The 14,903-nt window shown below is 70.0% G+C and carries 15 protein-coding genes and 1 pseudogene; 4 read left to right on the top strand and 12 right to left on the bottom strand.

Annotated elements, in window-relative coordinates:
* Positions 1-58: 58 nt before the first annotated feature.
* Both ACYVKF_RS04225 and ACYVKF_RS04220 read right to left on the bottom strand, forming a co-directional pair.
* On the bottom strand, positions 59-2,800 hold the full coding sequence (locus ACYVKF_RS04225) for an ATP-binding protein (RefSeq protein ID WP_460965082.1): 2,742 nt from the start codon (positions 2,798-2,800) through the stop codon (positions 59-61).
* 417 nt (positions 2,801-3,217) lie between these two features.
* The gene (locus ACYVKF_RS04220; RefSeq protein ID WP_460965080.1) at positions 3,218-3,763 is read right to left on the bottom strand and encodes a DinB family protein; all 546 of its coding nucleotides are present in this window, start codon (positions 3,761-3,763) and stop codon (positions 3,218-3,220) included.
* A gap of 463 nt (positions 3,764-4,226) precedes the next feature.
* Here ACYVKF_RS04220 and ACYVKF_RS04215 point away from each other — a divergent pair.
* Positions 4,227-4,824 (top strand): annotated as a pseudogene (locus ACYVKF_RS04215) (cadmium resistance transporter); the annotation flags it as partial.
* Positions 4,825-4,842: 18 nt separating this feature from the next.
* Here ACYVKF_RS04215 and ACYVKF_RS04210 read toward each other — a convergent pair.
* The gene (locus ACYVKF_RS04210) at positions 4,843-5,157 is read right to left on the bottom strand and encodes a DF family (seleno)protein (RefSeq protein WP_460965534.1); all 315 of its coding nucleotides are present in this window, start codon (positions 5,155-5,157) and stop codon (positions 4,843-4,845) included.
* A 176-nt stretch (positions 5,158-5,333) separates the two neighbouring features.
* Entirely contained in the window at positions 5,334-6,884 is a 1,551-nt protein-coding gene (locus ACYVKF_RS04205; RefSeq protein ID WP_460965078.1) for an FAD-dependent oxidoreductase, read from the bottom strand.
* 159 nt (positions 6,885-7,043) lie between these two features.
* On the opposite strand from ACYVKF_RS04205, the gene ACYVKF_RS04200 reads away from it, so the two are divergent.
* Together ACYVKF_RS04200 and ACYVKF_RS04195 are read left to right on the top strand one after the other, a co-directional pair.
* Positions 7,044-7,409 (top strand): ArsR/SmtB family transcription factor, encoded by a 366-nt coding sequence (locus ACYVKF_RS04200; RefSeq protein WP_460965076.1) that lies wholly within the window; start codon positions 7,044-7,046, stop codon positions 7,407-7,409.
* Positions 7,406-8,530, top strand: a complete 1,125-nt coding sequence (locus ACYVKF_RS04195) for an ArsO family NAD(P)H-dependent flavin-containing monooxygenase (RefSeq protein ID WP_460965074.1) — start codon at positions 7,406-7,408, stop codon at positions 8,528-8,530. The genes ACYVKF_RS04200 and ACYVKF_RS04195 overlap by 4 nt, the downstream gene beginning before the upstream one ends.
* Here ACYVKF_RS04195 and ACYVKF_RS04190 read toward each other — a convergent pair.
* The 5 genes from ACYVKF_RS04190 to ACYVKF_RS04170 all read right to left on the bottom strand — a co-directional run bounded on the left by ACYVKF_RS04190 (position 8,516) and on the right by ACYVKF_RS04170 (position 11,559).
* A complete protein-coding gene (locus ACYVKF_RS04190; protein ID WP_460965532.1) occupies positions 8,516-8,911 on the bottom strand; it encodes an arsenate-mycothiol transferase ArsC in 396 nt (131 codons plus the stop codon). The genes ACYVKF_RS04195 and ACYVKF_RS04190 overlap by 15 nt on opposite strands.
* Positions 8,912-9,220: 309 nt before the next feature.
* Positions 9,221-9,682, bottom strand: coding sequence for an SRPBCC family protein (locus ACYVKF_RS04185; protein WP_460965530.1), 462 nt, complete (start codon positions 9,680-9,682; stop codon positions 9,221-9,223).
* A complete protein-coding gene (locus tag ACYVKF_RS04180) occupies positions 9,669-10,151 on the bottom strand; it encodes an SRPBCC family protein (protein ID WP_460965072.1) in 483 nt (160 codons plus the stop codon). The genes ACYVKF_RS04185 and ACYVKF_RS04180 overlap by 14 nt, the downstream gene beginning before the upstream one ends.
* Positions 10,148-10,474 carry an ArsR/SmtB family transcription factor gene (locus ACYVKF_RS04175; RefSeq protein ID WP_460965070.1) on the bottom strand — a complete coding sequence of 109 codons (327 nt, stop codon included), beginning with the start codon at positions 10,472-10,474 and terminating at the stop codon, positions 10,148-10,150. Before ACYVKF_RS04175 ends, ACYVKF_RS04180 begins: the two co-directional genes overlap by 4 nt.
* Before the next feature lie 17 nt (positions 10,475-10,491).
* Positions 10,492-11,559: a cation diffusion facilitator family transporter gene (locus ACYVKF_RS04170; RefSeq protein WP_460965068.1), complete on the bottom strand. Its 1,068-nt coding sequence runs from the start codon at positions 11,557-11,559 to the stop codon at positions 10,492-10,494.
* Between the two features lie 54 nt (positions 11,560-11,613).
* On the opposite strand from ACYVKF_RS04170, the gene ACYVKF_RS04165 reads away from it, so the two are divergent.
* Entirely contained in the window at positions 11,614-12,015 is a 402-nt protein-coding gene (locus ACYVKF_RS04165; protein WP_460965066.1) for an ArsR/SmtB family transcription factor, read from the top strand.
* Between the two features lie 66 nt (positions 12,016-12,081).
* Here the strand turns inward: ACYVKF_RS04165 and ACYVKF_RS04160 are convergent, their stop codons facing one another.
* The 3 genes from ACYVKF_RS04160 to ACYVKF_RS04150 all read right to left on the bottom strand — a co-directional run bounded on the left by ACYVKF_RS04160 (position 12,082) and on the right by ACYVKF_RS04150 (position 14,812).
* Entirely contained in the window at positions 12,082-12,702 is a 621-nt protein-coding gene (locus ACYVKF_RS04160) for a DUF305 domain-containing protein (protein ID WP_460965064.1), read from the bottom strand.
* Positions 12,703-12,929: 227 nt separating this feature from the next.
* Positions 12,930-14,513, bottom strand: a complete 1,584-nt coding sequence (locus ACYVKF_RS04155; RefSeq protein ID WP_460965061.1) for a multicopper oxidase family protein — start codon at positions 14,511-14,513, stop codon at positions 12,930-12,932.
* Positions 14,510-14,812 carry an SHOCT domain-containing protein gene (locus tag ACYVKF_RS04150; RefSeq protein WP_460965059.1) on the bottom strand — a complete coding sequence of 101 codons (303 nt, stop codon included), beginning with the start codon at positions 14,810-14,812 and terminating at the stop codon, positions 14,510-14,512. The genes ACYVKF_RS04155 and ACYVKF_RS04150 overlap by 4 nt, the downstream gene beginning before the upstream one ends.
* Positions 14,813-14,903 lie beyond the last annotated feature (91 nt).

The raw sequence follows: 14,903 nt of genomic DNA, 5'->3' as shown, positions 1-14,903 counted from the left end.
GCCCACCGCACACGTGACGACGCCCCACCCGAACCGATCGGGTGGGGCGTCGTCACGTTCAGGCCAGGGGCACGGTGAAGGTGAAGCGGGCCCCGCCACCCTCGGTGCCACCGGCGTGCATGTCGCCGCCGTGCAGGCGCACGATGTCGCGGGAGATGGCCAGGCCCAGGCCCGAGCCCTGGTGGGACCGGGTGTCGGTGGCGTCGACCTGCACGAACGGTTCGAAGATCTTCTCGACCATCTCGGCAGGGATGCCGCTGCCGTGGTCGCGCACCTCGAAGGTCGCCCAGTGGTCGTCGGCGCGGACGTCGAGGTCGATGGACGCGCCCTGGCTGGAGAACTTCGAGGCGTTGACGAGCAGGTTCGCGAGCACCTGGACGATGCGGTCGGAGTCCACCCGCACGGTCAGCGGGGTCGGCGTGTACTCCAGCGCGACGGCCGCCCGCTTGAGCGCGGCCGCGGCGTCGAGCGAGGCTGCCGAGACCAGGTCGTCGACGGGAACCTCCGCCGGGTGCAGCACGAGACGGCCCGTGCGCAGGCGTTCGGCGTCGAGGATGTCGCTGACGAGCCGGACCAGCCGGTCGGCGCTGGTCGTCGCGAGGGCCACCATCCGCGCGGCGGCTGGTGGCAGCTCGCCGGCCGCTCCCCCGCTCAGCAGCCCGAGCGACCCGCGCAACGACGTCAGCGGGGTGCGCAGCTCGTGGCTGACCATGGCGGTGAACTGGTCCTTCATCCGCTCGACCACCTGCACCTGGCCGATGTCCCGGACGATGACCACCGCTCCGGAGCGGGTGCGCATCGGTGACACGACCCACTCGGCGTCGAAGCTCGAACCGTCCGCCCTGACGTGGGTGCCGCGTTCGGGCAGGCCCGGCCTCACCTCTGGTGGCACGGCTCCCGCCGGTGTCGCCACCGCCTGCGCAGACCGCGTCGCCGGGACGCAGGCCAGGCTGAGGACCTCCACGTCGGTGCGCCCCAGGATGCTCGTGCGCGGCAGCCGCACGAGGTCCTCCCCGGCGCGGTTGACGAAGGTGATGACCCCGTCACCGCCGACCCCGAAGATTCCCTCGTCCACCGAGTCGAGGACGGTACCCATCTGGTCGGTGAGCTCCTGCAGCGCCGTGGACTGCGACGCGAGGTCGTCCTCGGCATAGTGCCGCTCCACGCTGCGCCCGAGGTGGACACCGACCTGGCTCATCACCTCGGTGACCGCTGCGTCCTCCTCGATGACGGACCGGGAGAACATCTCCAGCACACCGACCGCGTTGTCGCGCACGCGGATCGGCAGGGCGACCGCCGTCCGCAGACCCACCGACTCCGCGGTGCGCAGCCAGGCCGCGCTGCTCCACTCCCGGGTGTCGCTCCACACCGGGACCCCTCGTTCCATGGCCAGGCCCACCACGGGGAGGTCGGTCAGCTCGGTGCTCTCGGTCTGGCTGCGGAAGGAGTCGTCGTCCGGGCCCGCCGAGGCGGTCCACATGTGCGTCGACGCCGTCGCCGCCGACCGCGGCGCCAGCCACGCGTGCGCGACGTCCCACTCCCCGAACTCGCAGAGGGCGTCGAGCGTCTGCGCCACCGCAGCCTCCACACTGACGGCCGAGTTGGCTGCGGCGGCCACGGTGCCGAGCAGCTCGAGCACGCGCTGCTGCCTCTGCAGCGTGTCCGCCGCGGTGGCCAGCTCCCGCTGCAGCTGCCGCCCTGCCGTGACGTCGCGGAAGCTCCACACCCGTCCGACGACGCGGCCCTCGAGGCGTTGCGGCTGCGAGTAGCGCTCGAAGATCCGACCGTCCGTGAACAGGATCTCGTCGAAGCTCGTCGCCACCGTGTCCTCGTACAGCGCCGTCACCCCGGCCTGGAAGGCCGCCGGGTCCACGAGCTGCCCGAGGACCGAACCCATGACCGCTTCGTCGTCACCGGCCTCGAGCAGCCCCGGCGGCACCCGCCACATCGACGCGAACTTCTGGTTGTACCCGACCACGTGACCCGCCTGGTCGACGACCAGCAGCCCGTCCACCGTGGACTCGAGGGTCGCGGCGGCGAGGGCGGCCGCCCGCAGCGAGCGCGAGCGGTCGGCGAGCATGCGTTGCGCCTGCACCGTCGTGTCCGCCAGCCAGGCCAGCGTGTCCTCGACGTCCGGCGAGGGCGCGGCCAGGATCGACGCCTCGCCGGGGCCGTCGAGGCCGCAGTCGCGCACGTGGTCGACGGCCTCGTGCTCGGTGAGGATCGGGCCGGATGCCGCGAGCTCGTGGGCCACCGTGGTGTCCGCACCGACCGACACCCGGCAGTGGTGGGCCATGCACATCTCGCCGGCGGCCCGAACCAGCGGTTCGAGACAGTCCGCGAGGGGCGCCCCGGCGCTCACCTGCTCGACGAGGAGGCCGTGCGCGGCCACCTTGAGCTCGGACCGCCGCAGGGAGGTCACGTCGACGAAGACGCCGTCGAACACCGGTCCCTCGACGGGGTCCTCGACCACGTTCGCCTCGTCGAGCACCCACACCAGCCGGCCGTCCTCGCGGACGATCCGGTACTCCGAGACCAGCTCTCCGTTGCGGAAGCCGATCTCCTCCTGCTCCAGCGCTGCCGCCTGGTCGGCGGGGTGCAGGTGGCGGGACCAGTAGTCGTCGTCGGCGAGGATCCGGCTCGACGGCGCCCCGAGCACGTCCTTCACACCACCGGCGACCGACAGGAACCGCCCCTGCTCGCCGGGCACTGCGCGGTAGGTGACCACGCGCCGTACGGGGGAGGTCACGACCGCGCCGGACGGGTCGAGCTGGCCGGCCACGCCGGTACGCGACTCCATCCGAACCCTCCCCTCCACCGTCCCAGCGATCCTCTCGCACGCCGATGGTAGAGGCGTGGGGTGCCCACCGGACGGAAGTCACACATTTGCCGGTGGCGGGGCCAGCGAGCGACGAGCAGCCTCGGAGGGGCGTCCGCTGCGGCAGGGGGCGCGCCGCGCACAGCAGAAGACCCGGACCAGTGGTCCGGGCCTTCTGTCGCTGACGCGTTGGTAGCGGGGGTTGAATGTGAACCAGAGACCGCACGCTGAGCTCGTCAGCCGCGAACCCCCTGACCTGCGCGTTTGCCCTCGTGTCCACCCGTGTCCAGTCCTTCTGTCCAGTTCCTTCGGCGATCTAAACGCCCCGTCCGTCATACCCGACCTGTCTCGTCCGACATTCTGCCGTCCCCGGTGGACACAGTGATCGCGTGACACCGGTCAGCCGCCGAGGGCGAGTTGGGCGCGGTGGTGGGCGTAGTGCAAGACCGGGTACTCGTACACCTGCGCCAAGGTCATGAAGGGTCGGAAGTACGGGTCCCAGCTGGTCGGGAACGGCATACCTCGCCTCAGCCGCTGCTCGGGCTCGCGCTCGAGGCTGACGACCAGGTGGTTGATGGTGCGGTCGCACAGCCGTCCCATCCTGGCGTGGTTGAACACCAGCGCCCCACCGGCAGACCCGGCGTAGTTCACCGCGTGGAACGGCACACGCCCCGCATTCAGCAGCCCGGCGAACGCACGACCCGCCCGCGGCGTCATCACGGACACGAGCCGAACCAGGGGGAGCAGCCGGCGCACGACCAAGAACCCGAAGACCATGTGGAACAGCAGCTGCTCGTTGGTCCACCTGGTGCCGTTGGACCGTGCCCGCAACCTGTCTGGGGTCGCGCCCGCGAGCAGGACGTGCAGATCGTCCCGGCAGGCGGTCAGGTCAGCGACCACTGCCGCCCGGTCCACCATGCCCGACGCGCCCTCTCCCACGCTCACGACGGGCCTGCGCTCATGAGGGACCTTGGCTCATCAGGGCAAGTGCCGGTCCAGGCGCCGTAGCCGCGCTCCGACAACGGGCCAGTCCTGGGCGCCGGCGCGCGTCACACCTTCCCGGGCAGCGGCGACAGTGCGGCGGAGGATTGCGCCGGGCGTACGGCGCCCCACCTCGGCGCTCGCGCGGGCGCGGCGATGCAGCCATTGCGCGCACCCGGCGCAGACCCCGACCTCGGGGTGCGACCCCAGGCGGCTCAGGTCGGCCTCGTCGAAGGTGTTCCCGCAACACCAGCACGAAGGGTGCCCTAGATGCTCGTGCTCGACGGCCAGTTCTGCTGCCATGACCCCATCGTGACGCCTAGCCACACCCGTGACCAGAGGGCGTGACCAGAGGGCGTGACCAGTGGGCGTGACTCGGCGGCAGGGCTGGCACTGCGCGCGACGGACGGCGTGGAAGGGTGTCGTCATGTCCTGGGGATTGGCCGGCCAAGCGGTGAGCCTGTTCGCCGTCACCAACATCGACGACCTCGTCGTGCTGGCGCTGTTGTTCGACCAGGGAGCTGGTCATCGCGGCGCCACCACTCGCATCGTCCTTGGTCAGTACCTGGGGTTCATCGCCATCCTGGCCGTCGCTGTGGCTGGCGTTCGGTGCAAACCTCTTGCCGGAGTCCGCTGTCCCCTACCTGGGCCTGGTACCGCTGGTGTTGGGCCTGCGTGCCGCGTGGACGCTGTGGCGCGACCGTCACCAAGACGCCGAAGAACGCCCCGACGACGCTGCACTTGGCGGCCCGACCACGCTGGCGGTGGCAACCGTGACGTTCGCCAACGGCGGGGACAACATCGGCGTGTACGTCCCGGTGTTCGCCACGGCCGGCGGCAGCGGTTTGAGCGTGTACACCGTCGTCTTCTTGGCCCTCGTTGGAGTGTGGGCCGCCGCGGGAAAGTTCTTCGCCACCCGGGCGCGGGTCGCCAAAGCGCTGAGCCGGTGGGGTCACGTCCTGCTGCCCGTCGTGCTCGTCGGCATCGGGGTAGTCATCCTGGTTGAGGGTGGCGCGTTTGGCCTCTGGCCCCGCCGTCCCGTGTCAGGCGGCGCGTCGGGTCAGGGCCTCAGCCAGTTGGTCGACCGTGGGCGACCCCGCCAACCCGTCGGGCGTGGGGTACACCCGGCAGGCCAACGCCGGCACGGCATCCGAGGTCGCGAACGGGTCCACGCCGTCCAGCCAGATGGTCGGGGACCCAGTGAACCCCAGCCGGTCAGCCTCCTGCTGAGTCTCCACAGCCAGGACGGACACCGACACATCGACGTGTGTCTGTGCCGCCGCCACGTGCACCTGGTCCAGAGCCGTCTGCCAGCTCGGGCAGCCTGCGAAGTAGAGGACAGTCACGTCGACGCTCATACCTTCATCATCGCCCACCACCTTGGGCCAGCCGCATCGGCCAGCCCGTGGCACACGGCAAAGACACCGCCGCCGGACACACCATGACCCACTCAACCAGGACTGCAGTGGAACGAGCGCGACGATGGGCCCGCCCCCGACCACCAGGCGACGCACATCGGCGTCGACCGGTCGGGTCACCCGCAGCAGCCGCCCGAACCCTGCGAACGCACGTCGGCCAGCGCCAGCGACGTGCCCTGCGCGACCGCCTGCTCGGCCTCGACGTCACCGGCGCGGCCGTGCTCAACCCCGGTCGCGAACCCCACCGACGGCGAAAAAGAAGTCGCGGTACCGCAGGAAGCAGCAGCGGAGTTGGGGGTTGCGGTGTCGCAGCAGCCGCTGGTGGCCTCAACGCCGGTGGCGACGTCCTCGTCGGACAGCGCGTTGGACGAGGAACAGACCCCGGTCTCGGGTAGCACGAGATGGACCTCGTCCGCGGCGTCCTGGTCACCGGCCAGGTGGGCCACGACGGAGCGGACCTGCTCGTTTCCGGTCGTGACCAGGAACGTCGGAGCGCGCCCGTACGACTTCATCCCCACGGTGAAGAACCCGGGCTCGTTCTCGTGCGAGAGCTCACGCCACCCATGCGGAGAAACCGAGCCGCAGGAGTGAAACTGAGCATCCACAAGGGGGCCAAGGACGCGCGTGGCTTCGACCGCGGGGTCGAGATCGAGCTGGAGCTCGGACAGCATGGCCAGGTTCGGACGGAACCCGGTCGCGGCCGCGATGTTGTGCACCCCGGCGATGACCCGCTCCCCGTCGGCGGTGTCACCGACCACGGACACGGTGTCGTTGTCGATGTTGACCTGGCGCGTGGCGAACCCAGTGACGTACTCAAGTGCGCCGGAGGCCACCAGGTCCTGCAGGTCGGAGCCGAGGCGGCCGCGGTCGGCGAGCTCATCGTCGGCGCCGCCGCCGAACACGCGCCGTGCGCTGGTGCCGCGGATGGCCCACACGATTCGGGTCCCCGCCACCTCCCGTGCCAGCTGGGCGAGGGCGACCAGCGTGTTCGCAGCCGAGTGCCCCACCCCGACCACCAAGGTGGTGCGGCCGGCGAACTTGGTCCGGTCGGTGCCCAGGACGTCCGGGAGCGGTCCGACGAGGAAGCCAGCCTGTAGGGCGGCCTCCTCCCCCAGGGCGGGCAAACCGGAGGAGCCGAGCGGGTTGTGCTGCTCCCACGTGCCGGAGGCGTCGATCACGGCGCGGGCGCGCAGGTCCTCGACGTGGCCATCCGCGTGGGCGACCCGGACCAGGAACGGCCGGTTGGCGCGGCCGACCGTGCGGGACCGGTCCAGGCCGTCGCGGGACACCGCGATGACGCGCGCGCCGGTGCGGACCACGCCGGCGCCGAGCGCGCCGGCCAGCGGGACCAGGTAGCGGTCGACGATGTCGGCGCCGGTCGGGGACTGCCGCTCAGCAGGACGGGTCCACCCGGTCGGGGCGAGAACCTTCTCCGCCGTCTCGTCGACGATGTACTGCCACGGCGTGAACGTGCGGATGTACCCCCAGGCGCGCATCGCCGCGCCGACCTGCTCGCCCGCCTCGAGGACGACGACGGGCATGCCGCGATCGGTCAGGTGCGCAGCAGCGGCGAGGCCGACCGGGCCGGCGCCGATGACGACGACCGGTAGGCCCACGGGCTCGGCGAGGTTAGGCGTGGTGCTCGCCTCGGGGGCGGTGACGCTCATGGGTATCTCCTTGGACAGGGCGCAGCCGACCGGATCTCGGTCGGTCGGGGAACATCCAGCAGGACTTCGACGTTCATCGAATCATAACTTCGAAGTTCTTGGAAGCATTCCTTCGAACTTCATCGAAGTTCCCTGTTCACGAAGGTAGGATGGGCCACGATGACGACCACGACCTCGCTCCCCACACCATCCGCACGCACGCCGCTCACGGTTCTGGCGGCCTGCTGCACCCCAGCAGATGCCACCGTCGCCGACGACTCGGCGCAGCAGCTGGCGGACATGTTCAAGGCCCTGTCGGACCCCGCACGAGTCAAGGCGATGTCGATGCTGCTCAACTCCGACGAGGTCTGTGCGTGCGACATCGCCGACGGCATGGGTAAGAGCCAGGCCACTGCCAGTCATCACCTGGGCATCCTGCGCAGGGCGGGACTGGTGACCGGCGAGAAGCGCGGCACGTGGGTGTACTACCGCGCCATCCCCGAACGCTTGGCCGCCCTCGGCGACGCGCTCGCTCTGGGGAAGTGAGCACCAACACCACGTCGCCCGATGAACGCGACGTCGACGTAGTTGTCGTCGGCGGCGGGCAGGCCGGGCTGGCCACCGGCTACCACCTACGGCGAGCCGGTTTCGATCCCGGGACGGGGTTCGTCATCCTCGACGCGAACGCCTCCCCCGGTGGTTCGTGGCAGCACTTGTGGGAGTCGTTGCACCTGTTCTCCCCGGCTGGGTACTCCTCCTTGCCCGGGTGGATGATGCCGCCAGCCGACGGCGAGGACTTCCCGCCAGCAGCGCACGTCGTGGTCTACCTGACCCGGTACGAGGACCGGTACGACCTACCGGTCCGCCACGGGGTCCGCGTGAGCTCGGTCCATCACGCTGACGACGACCTGAGCGGGCGCCTGCTCGTGGACACCACGAGCGGCACCTGGTCGGCGCGGGCTGTGGTGTCCGCTACCGGGACGTGGGGGCGACCCTTCATCCCGACCTACCCCGGCATGGGCACCTTCGCCGGCACCCAGCTGCACAGCGCCGAGTACACGACCCCAGACCAGTTCTGTGGGCAGCGCGTCGTCGTGGTCGGGGGCGGGAACACCGGCGCCCAGCTGTTAGCCGAGCTGTCCAGCGTCGCGGACACGACCTGGGTGACGCCGCGCCCGCCGCGGTTCCTGCCCGACGACGTCGACGGCCGGGTCCTGTTCGAGGTGGCCACCGCCCGCCGCAAGGCCCTGGACGCCGGGCGCGGCGACACCGGCGGCGTCGCCACCCTGGGGGACGTCGTCATGGTGCCCGCGGTCCGAGAGGCACGCGATCGCGGCGTGCTGGTCGCCACACCGATGTTCGACCGCCTCACGCCGACCGGGGTGGCGTGGGCGGACGGCACGCAACTGGAGGTGGACGTGGTGCTGTGGTGCACCGGGTTCCGCCCCGACCTAGGCCACCTGGCCCCGCTCGGCCTGGCCCGCCGCGACGGGCACCCAGTCACCGTCGGCACCCGCGCTGCCGATGAGCCGCGGCTGCACCTGGTCGGGTACGGCGACTGGACGGGCCCGGCGTCGGCCACGCTCATCGGCGTCGGACGCACCGGCCGCGACGCCACCCGCGAGCTGGTCGACCTACTGCACGCGCCGCCGTCAGCTGGTAGTTGAGCCGGTCATCCGGCGTCGCAGGTCGGTGACCCGGGCGGCGATGTCGTCGCGGATCAGACGCATCCGCTCCATGCCCTCGATGGCCCGTTGCGACGGTTCGTCGGTGTCCCACGTCTCGAAGATGGGCCCGTCAACGGGCTCGACCTTCGCCTCGGCTCCGAGGATGACGACGTAGTCCATCCGCGCCAACAGAGCCGGCTCGACGGGCTTGGTGAACTCTCCCGCCGTCGAGGCGCCGACCTCCCCCAGGGAGGCAACGGACAGCGCGTTCAGCTCCCCCTTGGGCTTCGTGCCGGCCGAGTGCACCTCGATCGCGTCACCGGCGAGCTGGCGCATCAGGGCTGCTGCCATTTGCGACTTTCCGCCGTTGCCGACGCACACGAACAAGACGCTGGGCTTCTGACTCACTGGGTGGGCCGCCTCTCATGCGGTGCTGTGTCGTGGGGGTCTGCGCGGGGTCGAGCCGAACACCTCATCGTGCATCGGGTCTACCTCGGACGAGGCCAGTATGCGCAACATTCCACGACAGGAGGGACCCACGTCCAGACCACTTGGGTGAGCACCTCTCCGTGCTGACCAGCTGCGGCAGGACAGCCTGGCGTGCGGAGGACGGCGTCCTGGAGTGGCGCATCACCAGTACGGCGCGGTTGGACGGAGCAGCCTGAACACACGGGCACCCCGCCGTCAGGGTCAGGTCCCTTTCTGACCTTCGAGCCGGCGCTTGAGCGCCGTCAGGTTGGCTGGCATCTCCTTGGCCGCCTGGCGGCGGACCATCAGGGGGATGAGGACCTTGCCGATGCCGTGGCCCTCGAAGTCGACCGCGATGGTCAGGCGTGACCGGACGTCACCGAGCGGTTCGACGGTGACGTCGACGATGGCTCGGATGGGGCCGTCTATGCCGTGCACTCCCCACCGGTGCGGCGGTTCGATATGGGTGACCTCGGAGGTGGAGGGGCGAACGGCGCCGCCGATGCGGCGCGACGTCAGGCACCGGTCCCCGACCTTGGGGATACCGGTGGCCCCCAGGTGCCCGTCGACGACGCCGCTCTGCCACTCATGGAACCGGGTGGGGTCCGTGGCGTAGGCGAACACGTCCGCGGCGGCGCGGTTGACGTCCGTGCGGACGGTGACCGCGCCATCAGTCGGCCAGATTGGTGATGGCGGCGTACCGGTCCAGGTACAGGGGCCAGCCCTGGTCGCCGTCGATGCCTTCGTGGACCGCTTCCCAGCCGGGTCCGTGCCGGTCGATGTGACGATGCTCGAGCACCACCCGAGTCTGAGCTTCGCTGAGCGGCGTGAAGTGGACGTCGACCTCGCTGGTGTTCGCTGGGTCGGTCTCGACCTGCCACGTGGGGCCGATGTCCCAGCTGAACACGACCCGGGTCGGCGGGTCGTAGGTGAGGATTCGCGCCCAGGCGCACTCAGTCCCGTCGGTGCCGCGGTCGATGATGTGGCCACCGACCTTGGGCTCGAACACGGTTTCGGCGATGGGCACGGCCAGCAGGTTGTGCTCGGCCGGCTTGAAGTCGCCGAACCCGTCGGTGAACAGGGCGAACGCCCGCTCGACCCCCACGTTGACGACGACTTCCTTACGCACCACCGGCGCGGCGGTTCCGGTCATGGCTGCTCCTTCGATGTCGGTTCGTTGGCGGTCCGTGCGTACCCGGTCAGGGCGCGGTTCCAGAACGTGTCGAGCTGGTCGCGCATCGCGGCCACACCTTCAGGGTTGAGCCGGTAGATGCGCCGTGTGCCTTCTGCATGCTCGGCGACCAGGTGCGCGGCCTTGAGGACCTTCAGGTGTTGGGACACCGCGGGCCGGCTCACCGGCAGCACCTCAGCGAGCTCACCGACAGCGCGGGGCCGTTCGGCCAAGCACTCGAAGATGGCGCGCCGGGTGGGGTCACCCAGAGCGCTCAACCCGTCGACCTGTTGGTTAGCCGCCACGAACGGTAAGTTAGCACTTACCGAACGGTTTGCCCACCCTCAACTGTCGCCGGGTAGGCGTGGACAACGGCCTTGCGCAGGCGGGGAACGGCAGCAGCCATGCGCTGCTCCGCCTCGTGCGCCAGGTCATGGGCGGCCGCCGCGCTCACGCCTGCATCCACAACGAGGGTGACGTCTGCCAGTAGCTCGTGACCGACCCACCGCATGCGCAGGTCACGCACCCCCATGACGTGCGGTATCGACGCCAGGGCGCTCTCCGCGGCCTCGACCTTGTCCGGTTCGACGCCGTCCATGAGTCGCCGAAACACCTCGCGCGCAGCCGTGCGCAGCACCATGACGATGGCGACGGTGATGAGCAGGCCCACCACCGGGTCCGCCCAGTTCCAGCCGACCGCAACACCTCCCGCACCGACCAAGACGGCCAACGAGGTCAGGCCGTCCGTGCGGGCATGGTGGCCGTCTGCGACCAGGGCAGCCGAGCCGATGGCCTTGCCTTCACGGATCCGGTAGACGGCCACGGCTTCGTTGCCGAGGAAGCCGAGGAACCCGGCGACGGCGACCCAGCCGAGGTTGTGCACCGGTGTCGGGTCCAGAAGGCGGCGGACGGCCTCCCACCCGGCTAGGACCGCGGAGGCGGCGATCATGAGGATGACGAACAGGCCGGCAAGGTCTTCAGCCCGGCCGAAACCGTAGGTGTACCTGCGAGTCGGTGGGCGTCGGCCGAGCCAGAACGCCACCCAAAGCGGGATGGCGGTGAACGCGTCGGAGAAGTTGTGGATGGTGTCGGCCAGCAGCGCGACCGACCCCGACGCGAGGAAGACCAGCAGCTGGAGGACCGCGGTCAGGGCCAGCCCGACGAGGCTGACCTTGACGGCGCGGATTCCGCGGGCGCTCGACTCCAGAGCGTCGTCGACCGAGTCGGCGACGTCGTGGGAGTGGGGCGCGAACACGTGGCGAACCTGGTCCACCCAACCGTGCCCGTGCTTGTGCCCGTGGACGTGCTTGCCCTCGTGTGCGTGGTGGTCGTCGTGCTCCTCGTGCGCGTGAATGTGGTGCTGGTTGGGCATGGTCGGCTGGGCGGGCATGCTTCGAGCATACCTGCGTGCCTGTGAAGGTATGCAGGCGGTAGGGTTTGTGATGTGCACGATGAACTGCCAACCCTGTCCATGCCGCACGACGACCAGGCTCAGCTGGCGGCCGAGACCTTCCGGATGCTGGCCGACCCGACACGGATCAAGCTGCTGTGGGCGCTGATGCAGGGCGAGTCGTCTGTGACCTGCCTGGCTGAGCTTGCCGGGGTCACGCCGACGTCGGTGAGTCAGCACCTGGCCAAGCTGCGACTGGCTGGCTTAGTGCGTGGGCGGCGGGAAGGGACGTTCGTCTACTACACGGCCGCGAACACGCACGTGCACGCCTTATTGGCCGAGGCGCTGTCCCACGCGGAGCACGCCGACTCCGACCTCGGTTCGGAGGGTACGCACCGGCACACTCTGGGCGCTGCCCCCACGTCACCGGATAACGCTGGACTGTCCGCCCGCTGAGCCACGTCTGACCAGGCAGTGGCGCGAACCCTTACTGGGTCCCGCCCGCTGACTGCGGCGACAGGCTCAACTGGTCTTCAGCAGCCCAGTCATCGTGGCGATCTCCTTGGTCTGACCGTCGACGATGCTCTGCGCCAGCGTGCGCACGTTCTGGTCCTTGGTGGTCGCCAAAACGTCCTTGGCCATGGTGAGAGCGCCCTGGTGGTGAGCGATCATCATCGTCAGCCACATCCGGTCGAAGGCCGCCCCGCTCGCTTGGCTGAGCTTGCTCATGTCGGCCTGGCTCATCATGCCGTCACTGCCGTGGTCCATCCCAGCCATGCCGTTCATGTCACCGGCACTGCTCGGGGCACCCCACCGATTCAGCCATCCGTTCATGGTGGCGATCTCCGGGTCCTGGGCGGCCTTGATCTTGGTGGCGAGGGCCTTGACGTCGCTGGAGGTCGCTCGGGCCAGGGCCATGTCAGCCATCTGAACGGCCTGCTGGTGGTGCGGCACCATGCCTTGGGCGAACATCACGTCGGCCGGGTCGACCTTGGCCGTGGCGGTCGCGCTCGGGGTGGCGGTTCCCATGCCGCTCATCCCGGTCATGCTGTTGTGGTCGGTGTCCGCCCCGCCGCAAGCAGCCAAGGCGATGGCGCCAACGAGGGCGGCGGCGACGGATAGGGCACGGGCGGGGGTGCGCACGGGTGGAGCTCCTTGCTTAGGCGACGAGGTCGGGTGCCGGGCCTGCGGGGACACGCGGCGCCCGGCACCCGCGTCTACTGTCCGGTTCCTCCCCTGAGGGTCCGGTCGGGATCCGATGAAGGTTCGATGAAGAACCCCAAACGGCGCAGTCGACAAGGTCCCTCTCCGGGGGCCCCGGACCGGCCAAATCGCCGTGCTCGTGCTCGTCGTCGTGGACCTGGGCGTGGTCAGGTGCGGTACGACAGGGTCGTCATCATTCCCGCTTCACCGTGGTAGGCGTTGTGGCAGTGCGTCATCCACTGGCCGGGGTTGGTCGCGTCGAGGTCGACCGTGACGGTGCGCATCGGGGCCACGATGACGGTGTCCTTGCGTACCCCAGGCCGACCCGTGCCGTCGACGACGGCGAACGTGTGGCCGTGCACGTGCATCGGGTGGAACATCATCGTCGCGTTCTTCAGTCGCAACCTGACCCGTTCCCCTTGGCGCACGTCCAGCGGCCGCTGGTGGTCGAACGTGCGCCCGTTGATGGTCCACGCGTAGCCGGCCGGGGAACCACCCATTCCGCCCATCGCGCCCATCGAGCCCCCGAGGACGAGGTCGTGGGTGCGGTCCGCCCTCCGGGTGGGCATGGCCGCGGACTGCGCCGGTACTAGGTCGGCCACGGTCAGGACGCGCCCGTCGAGCTCGGCCGGACGCGCCTGCGGGCTCGGTGCCGTGCCGGTCGCGGTCCGCACGACGGCCAAGCCGTGGCCCTGCTTGCCCTCGGCTGAGGCAACCAACGGGAACGCGCCATCACCCAGGGTGAGCGTGACGTCGACACGTTCACCCATGCCGAGCAGGACCGCGTCACCGGTCACCGGCACCACCGGGAACCCGTCGGCGTGAGTGAGGGTCAGCTGATGCCCACCGACCGCGACACGGAACGCAGTGTCGGAAGCGGCGTTCACCAACCGCACCCGGACCCGCTGTCCGGGACGACCCGACAAGCTCACTGGAGCAGTCGGTACGCGCCCGTTCACCAGGTAGTACGGGTAGGCAACATCACCGGCACCACCCAGCCACGGTGAGGTCATCGACTCACCACCCATGCCGCCGGTACCCATACCCATTCCGCCACCCATGCCACCCATGCCGGACCCCGTCCCGGACGCGGTACCGGCCTTGAGCGAGGCAAGGACCTCGTCCGGGGTTTGTCCCGTGCCGTCGACCCAGTCGTCAAGGACGACGACCCACTCGTGGTCGTACGCGCCGGGTTCGGCCGGGTCGTCCACGACCAGGACGCCGTACAGGCCGCGGTCGAGCTGGACGCCGACGTGCGGGTGGAAGAAGTACGTCCCCGGGTCGGGGACGGTGAAGTCGTACCGGAACGCTTCGCCGGGGCCGACTGGGGCCTGCGTCATGTTCGGGACGCCATCCATGTCGTTGCGCAGGGAAATCCCGTGCCAGTGCACCGTCGTCGGTGACGGGAGCCTGTTGGTCAGGTCGACGACGACGCGGTCACCGGCCCGGGCGCGGATGATGGGTCCGGGAACGGTTCCGAACGACCAGGTGTCGACCACCGGTCCGCCGAGGTCGATGCGGCCCGGCGCGGCGGTCAGCCGGGACGTCACGGTTCGGCCGGTGTGTGACCGGGCGCGCTCGACCGCCCTCACGGCAGGCGAGCGCGGGGTGATGAGCTGGGACGTCAGGGAGCCGCATGCCGCCAGGACGCCAAGGCCCACGGCACCGGCACCACCAGTGAGCACCGCCCGCCTCGTCACCGGTGCAACCGTGAAGGTCCCTGAACTGCCGGTCACCCTCGCGAAGGTCATGCCCGACTCATCAGGGCAGCGAGCCGGGACCGGTACTCGGCCTCGTCGATGTCACCTGCAGCGAACCGTTGCTCGAGCAGGGCTCGCGCGACCGGGGACACCTCCCGACCGACCGGTTGCACCGAACCGTTGTCCGTCCCGGCGACCATCGCCCGGTCACGTGCACCCCACGGCCAGCGCATCACGGCCACGATGGCAACCGCCACCACAACCCACAGCCCGACCATCATCACCGACATGACCACCCAGCCGCCCCAGCCGGTGTCGTAGCCACCCATCATCGGGACCACCCTCTTCATCTTCTTCTCGTTGTGTGTCCTCCCAGCGTGTGACGACCCCCCTGCACCTCCGGTCGCGCAACCATGAAGGTTCGCTGAAGAACGGCACGGG

It is taken from the genome of Pedococcus soli, assembly GCF_054782575.1.
This window is presented reverse-complemented; position numbering and strand designations above follow the sequence as displayed.

Excerpts from the sequence above, each read along its gene's own strand:
- ACYVKF_RS04225 (WP_460965082.1), bottom strand. The coding sequence starts at position 2,800 with ATGGAGTCGCGTACCGGCGTGGCCGGCCAGCTCGACCCGTCCGGCGCG.
- ACYVKF_RS04170 (WP_460965068.1), bottom strand. The coding sequence starts at position 11,559 with ATGCCCGCCCAGCCGACCATGCCCAACCAGCACCACATTCACGCGCAC.
- ACYVKF_RS04180 (WP_460965072.1), bottom strand. The coding sequence starts at position 10,151 with ATGACCGGAACCGCCGCGCCGGTGGTGCGTAAGGAAGTCGTCGTCAAC.
- ACYVKF_RS04155 (WP_460965061.1), bottom strand. The coding sequence starts at position 14,513 with ATGACCTTCGCGAGGGTGACCGGCAGTTCAGGGACCTTCACGGTTGCA.
- ACYVKF_RS04150 (WP_460965059.1), bottom strand. The coding sequence starts at position 14,812 with ATGAAGAGGGTGGTCCCGATGATGGGTGGCTACGACACCGGCTGGGGC.
- ACYVKF_RS04210 (WP_460965534.1), bottom strand. The coding sequence starts at position 5,157 with ATGAGCGTCGACGTGACTGTCCTCTACTTCGCAGGCTGCCCGAGCTGG.
- ACYVKF_RS04200 (WP_460965076.1), top strand. The coding sequence starts at position 7,044 with ATGACGACCACGACCTCGCTCCCCACACCATCCGCACGCACGCCGCTC.
- ACYVKF_RS04205 (WP_460965078.1), bottom strand. The coding sequence starts at position 6,884 with ATGAGCGTCACCGCCCCCGAGGCGAGCACCACGCCTAACCTCGCCGAG.